We start from the raw sequence: 1,603 nt of genomic DNA, 5'->3' as shown, positions 1-1,603 counted from the left end.
GCAGCATACTCATGCAGTATGCGCCTATATCGGCTTCTCGTCAGAATGACCGAGCGCGTCGCAGGTCGATTCGGCGTGCCACGCCAGCGTGATATACCAACAGTTGTTGCGTCGCAGCATTCATTTCGCAACGATCCTCTCATGTTGTTGCCTGGCCCCTCATGTCCACATCGCTCGCTCATGCCGCCATTTCTGCGCCTCGTGCCGGCACGGGCCGGTGCGCGCGCATGCCGTCGCATGTCACGCTTGGCCCCTACCAGCTGCGTGTCGAGGTTCTGCATCGCTCACTCATGCGAGACCGCCGACGGCGAGCATGTGTGAACCTGGAGGACGGTCGGATCGAACTCCGGGACGACTTGCGAGGTTTGCGATTGGCCGAGGCTTTTCTCGAATGCGTCATTCGGCTGACCCACTTCAGCAAGGGATGCCAGCAAGGCTGCGTCGAAGAGGCCTACACCCACAGCTTTGCCACTGGCATGGTCGAGTTCGCGCAGCGCAATCCGCAGGCATGGATCTGGTTCAACCTGTTGCTGACCGAACACCTCGCCAGTGACGTTCGGTACGACAGGGTCGTGCTCGGCCAGGTGCCGCAGCAGCCCGTGATGCCCAAGAGAATCCTCGTCGCCGGTCATCCTGTGACGCTGCGCCGCATCAGCAAGTCTGAGTCCGGCAACGCCTTCGGCTGGTACCACGGGGCCAAACAAGAGGCCCAGTTGTACTGTGGCCTCACGGGCTCGAATCTGGCTGTCGTGGCGCTGCACGAACTCACCCACGCCGTCCACCACATGTACGACTTGAAGAAGCGCGACACGCATCGGGCCTTCAGGCAGGCGCAGCTCAAAGGCTGGCTGGGCATCATGTCCGACAACCCGAGCGCTTGGCGTTGGTTGGCCTGGGTGATCAGCTTTCCGTTGAAGGCCACCCTCGTACCCAACGCGTGACGACGATTGGACAGGACCTTGGAGCAGGACATCGAGAGCGCGTTTGCCGAACTGGGGTTGACCCCCGACGCCACGGAGATGGAGGTCAAGGCCGCATGGCGCCGACTGGTCTCGCAGTGGCACCCCGACCGAAACAACAGCCTCGCCGCGGTCGCCAAGATGCAGCGCATCAATCGCGCCGTCGAGGCCATTCGCGATGCCGGCTTCCACAGGCCCTGGCCAGATGCCGGTACTGGCGAAGGCGAACCGAGTCAGTCGCAGGAGCGCCAGCGCGAAGGCGAAGCTGCCCAGCAGCCGGCTCGAACCATCAACCGCAGGGTCAGGTTGACACTCGAGGAAGCGGCTTTCGGCTGCACCAAGGTGTTGCAGGGCAAGGTGACGCAGGAGTGTTCGGCTTGCGAAGGCGCGGGCTACCGTCTACTGGGCGGACATTGCCCTCAGTGCCACGGGTCAGGAGCCATGCGGCAAAGCTCCTGGTTCGGATGGATGGATACACAGACCGAGTGCGATGCCTGCCATGGCGACGGCAGGGCGAGGCAGGCGTGCGGTGCCTGTGCTGGCACAGGGCAGGCGGCAGTCCGACGCTACAAGGTCACGGTGCGGTTCCCGCACGGCGTGCGCGATGGCGATCTGCTCAGCGTGGACGGACGTCACGGCAGAGC

The 1,603-nt window shown here is 63.6% G+C and carries 2 protein-coding genes; both read left to right on the top strand.

The annotated features are described in order from the left end of the window. The first annotated feature begins 371 nt into the window (after positions 1-371). Positions 372-941 carry a hypothetical protein gene (locus AC1DYI_RS35060; RefSeq protein WP_477208709.1) on the top strand — a complete coding sequence of 190 codons (570 nt, stop codon included), beginning with the start codon at positions 372-374 and terminating at the stop codon, positions 939-941. A gap of 18 nt (positions 942-959) precedes the next feature. After that, the coding region (locus AC1DYI_RS35055) for a DnaJ domain-containing protein (RefSeq protein ID WP_477208708.1) at positions 960-1,603 on the top strand (644 nt) is incomplete at its 3' end.

The sequence above is a fragment of the Ideonella sp. P3_A4 genome (assembly GCF_056403075.1).
This window is presented reverse-complemented; position numbering and strand designations above follow the sequence as displayed.